6 protein-coding genes are annotated in these 3,290 nt (G+C 60.0%); 3 read left to right on the top strand and 3 right to left on the bottom strand.

What is annotated here, in order from left to right; genetic code table 11:
- Positions 1-319: 319 nt before the first annotated feature.
- The gene (locus QZY07_RS07050; RefSeq protein WP_295401061.1) at positions 320-838 is read left to right on the top strand and encodes a hypothetical protein; all 519 of its coding nucleotides are present in this window, start codon (positions 320-322) and stop codon (positions 836-838) included.
- Between the two features lie 69 nt (positions 839-907).
- A complete protein-coding gene (locus tag QZY07_RS07045; RefSeq protein ID WP_295401059.1) occupies positions 908-1,234 on the top strand; it encodes a hypothetical protein in 327 nt (108 codons plus the stop codon).
- 162 nt (positions 1,235-1,396) lie between these two features.
- Here the strand turns inward: QZY07_RS07045 and QZY07_RS07040 are convergent, their stop codons facing one another.
- The gene (locus QZY07_RS07040) at positions 1,397-1,525 is read right to left on the bottom strand and encodes a hypothetical protein (RefSeq protein ID WP_295401056.1); all 129 of its coding nucleotides are present in this window, start codon (positions 1,523-1,525) and stop codon (positions 1,397-1,399) included.
- Positions 1,526-1,540: 15 nt separating this feature from the next.
- Here QZY07_RS07040 and QZY07_RS07035 point away from each other — a divergent pair, with 15 nt between their 5' ends.
- Positions 1,541-2,461, top strand: a complete 921-nt coding sequence (locus QZY07_RS07035) for a hypothetical protein (protein WP_295401053.1) — start codon at positions 1,541-1,543, stop codon at positions 2,459-2,461.
- Here QZY07_RS07035 and QZY07_RS07030 read toward each other — a convergent pair.
- Together QZY07_RS07030 and QZY07_RS07025 are read right to left on the bottom strand one after the other, a co-directional pair.
- Entirely contained in the window at positions 2,383-2,667 is a 285-nt protein-coding gene (locus QZY07_RS07030) for a hypothetical protein (protein ID WP_295401050.1), read from the bottom strand. The two genes, QZY07_RS07035 and QZY07_RS07030, sit on opposite strands and share 79 nt — an antisense overlap.
- A 249-nt stretch (positions 2,668-2,916) precedes the next feature.
- Complete coding sequence (locus tag QZY07_RS07025) at positions 2,917-3,186, bottom strand: diguanylate cyclase (protein ID WP_295401063.1); 270 nt, start codon at positions 3,184-3,186, stop codon at positions 2,917-2,919.
- Between the last annotated feature and the right edge of the window lie 104 nt (positions 3,187-3,290).

Raw genomic sequence — 3,290 nt, 5'->3', positions numbered from 1 at the left:
GATGTGAGAGTCTTCATTGTGGCCTCTTGAGTGGTTGTCATGATTCAAGCACCTGACATTTTACCATTCTTGAGGCCATTATCCTTTATAAACAAACGATTAAAGCCAGTTTTGCGCCGATTTTGAACTCCGAAACGTGAGGAAGGAAGATGTGCCGTTCGTGACGCATCCGCTCTGGAGCGATGACGCCGAAGACGATGATTCGGACGACTTATCCGATGCGGAATACCAAGCGTACATGAAGCGTCAGCCGCAATATATCTGCTGTCTTTACGATTGCCTGTTTGGATTTGTGTAAAGATTTTGAATGGAGGTTGACTTGAGCGCGCTCCTGTATCCTGATCGCTATCAACTATGGCTGGAGCATGATTTGGCCAACCACCGGCCCGCGTTCTACAAGGATCTGCGTGTCGAGGATCAGCTCCCATTGTGGCGCTTTATCGAGCAACACTATCTCACGAGGTACGAGCAGCTTTTTCGGATTGAGTTTGAGTGGAGCGCCGATGGCATTTGGGGCATCCCGTTCCCCGGCTCCGTCTCAGTGAGAGGTTGCTACGGCCCGGAGGATCTGAATCTACCTGATTCGCTCACTGCATCGCTCAGGCATTGGCACGACAATATCGATGAGAATGTTGAGCCGTGGAGTTCTTCCAAGCCTTTCGATTGGGATGCTTCCGACAGAGCGGGATTGGCAATCGCCAAGCGCATTAAGGCCCATGTGGGGCCAAACATCTATTTGGAATTTAACTCTTTCCGTGAGTTGGCGAAGGCCGGGGACGAGATCATTGAGTTGCCGGTTCCGGATTTTGCGGCGGTGGTCAAATCAGCGCAGCAGTAACGCCAATAGCGACCGGAGGACTTCCGGGCAGTTCATGCCATCGCTCCACATCAAGGCCGCGCACCGGAGATGCGCAATCAGCGAATCAAACCCGCTATCTTTCGAGACGAGCCGAAACGCCCCGCCCGGATCTTCCCGGACCAGCTTGCCGACCTCCTGCACGCCGAGCGCATCCCGCCACGGGCCGTCTACCGCCCCGGCGAGGTCTGTCAACTGCTGCGGATTTCGCGCTCGACCCTGCTCGCGCTCTGCGGTCTGGCCGAGCATCCCGCCGCACGTCCGGCCAATCCCCGCGCCCTTGACTCCTTCCTGGTCGGCTGTCATCACCGCATTGCGCATGCGTCGCTGGTGGTTTGGTTGGAACGTAACCAGAAATTTCAGCGTGACAGCGCGTAACCACGAACGTCTCGCGCGTCTGCTAGACCTGGAGCGCCCAATGAGAGGCGGCTGAACCTGGATGCGTTGGCTTCGACGACTAACATCCTCGCGCGCGCGTCCGGTCGTGACGCAATCCTGATCGCCCGGCGTCTGCTGCTGGTCTGCGGGTCTCCGGCTGCATTAACTGCTGAACGACCAGCGGCGGCTTGCCGCGCGCTTTCGCGACGTGGATTGAATTGCCGTGGGCGCGGCGCGCGCGGTTTGCATGGCGTTCAGCGGGGTGACGTTGGCGAGTTGTTGGGTGGTCATGGTGGTACTCCTAAAGTGCCCATCTGGGCAGTGAAATGGTTTCGATCCGATGCGCGCCCGCGCCCCGATCCGGGCTGGGACTATGACATTCTGGCCGCGCCGACCGAGGGGCTGAGAAGGGCGATTGCCGCGAAGGCGGGGCGGGCCGATACTCGCCTGATGACTGCCTTCGAGACCAACGCCGACGATGCCCTTGCCGCTTGGCCGATTCGCGGCCTGGCGCGACGCTTCCCTGCCAAGGATTTGTCGACGCTGGAGGTGCTGCTCCGCGAATATGCCTATCGACTACCCGGCGATCTGCCGCGCGGCGTCGCCTTTGTGCGCGAGGGTGGGCCGGATGATGATTTCTACATGGCGACCGATGGCAAGGGCGGATTTTGGTTCCGCGAAATCGAGCACCAAGGCTTCAACTCGCGGCGCGATCTGTTCGGCGGTCTGGCGGCTTGCGCGGAACGTCGCGGCATGACGCGCGAAGAGGAATACGCGCTGGAATCCCTCTGGCATGAAATCTGGCATAACCGGCAGACGGGGATGAATCAGGTAGCGAAGCTTCCGAAGGAGCATCTCGCGCGCCTGTTCGCGGAGACGCTGAATCAAGTCGTCGCGCGGCTGACCTATCCGCGTTTTATTGAGCGGCTAGGAGGAAAAGCACAGCACCAAACCTGGGTCATGGAAAACGGCTACGGTTATGCGCCGCTGGTGCAGCGTTTTTTGCGGGTGACTGTCGCGCTTGGCTTGACGACGGAAGCGCTGGCGGGCGACTTGGCGACCATCAACGCGCAGGCCGATCTGTTGCTTGGAACAGCGATCGTCAGTCGTCTTTTGGCGAAAAAAAGCGGTACGGCACCCGCGCGGATTCAAGCCGCCTTGGACCTGCTCGACGCGCGAGAATCCTTGTTTTCAGCAGCGGTTGGAGCGATCAAATCACCGTTGTAAAGGGTAAAGCGAACATAATCGCGGTCGGCGATCCGGTCGGCATACACGCGCGCGCGCGCCGCTTCCCCGCGCATTCCAAACAGCCGACACAAGTCCTTGACCGCCTCATCTTCGCTCAAACCGTGCAGATAGTCAGACTGGCTAAACGGCCCGGCGAAATACCGCAACTCTTCCGGTGTCGGGGCGTAGTCAAAAATCGTTTCCATCGTTCGGCCCTCGTGCCGCGTCAATCGATGCCATCAGTATAGCCCACCGAGATTCAACCCTGCCCGCGTCCATTCCGCATCACCCCAACCCCGGCAACTCCGCCACGATCCGCACGCTCTCCCGGCTGACGCGCGCCACGCGCCGGTGCGGGCTGGTGTGAACGGGAGTGAAACCCAGCATCGACGGCGGCGTTAGCTGGGGTTCGTCCCACCCCAGCCTTCGCCCGGTACGGCAGGAAGGAAGACCGGTCAGGCATCCCCAATACAGACCCGATTGCGTCCCTGCGCTTTCGCCTGGTACAGCGCCTGATCGGCGTGCTTGAAGAGGATCTCCAGCTCCGTCCGTTGCGAGACAAAGGCTGTCAAGCCAAACGACGCGGTGATGCGCACCCGCGATCCCTGCGGCCTCGCCATCTCGGTTTGCTCCACCGTGACTCGGACGCGCTCCAGCACCTCCTTGGCCTCTGGCGTTGTCGTATTCGGGAAGGGGGGTGGTCGGTGAGTGCCTCCACGCCCTATATGTTGTGGTCACCACTTATAGCCATGCGTCACTGCGGCTTCAGTGACGGGCTCGGTAACGACCGCCTGCTCCATGAGTCGGCGGAAGACGAGTCCACGGCTCT

It is taken from the genome of uncultured Thiocystis sp., from assembly GCF_903866365.1.
GTDB lineage: Bacteria > Pseudomonadota > Gammaproteobacteria > Chromatiales > Chromatiaceae > Chromatium.
Note: the sequence above shows the minus strand (reverse complement) of the source record. Positions and strands in the feature narration are given on the sequence as shown.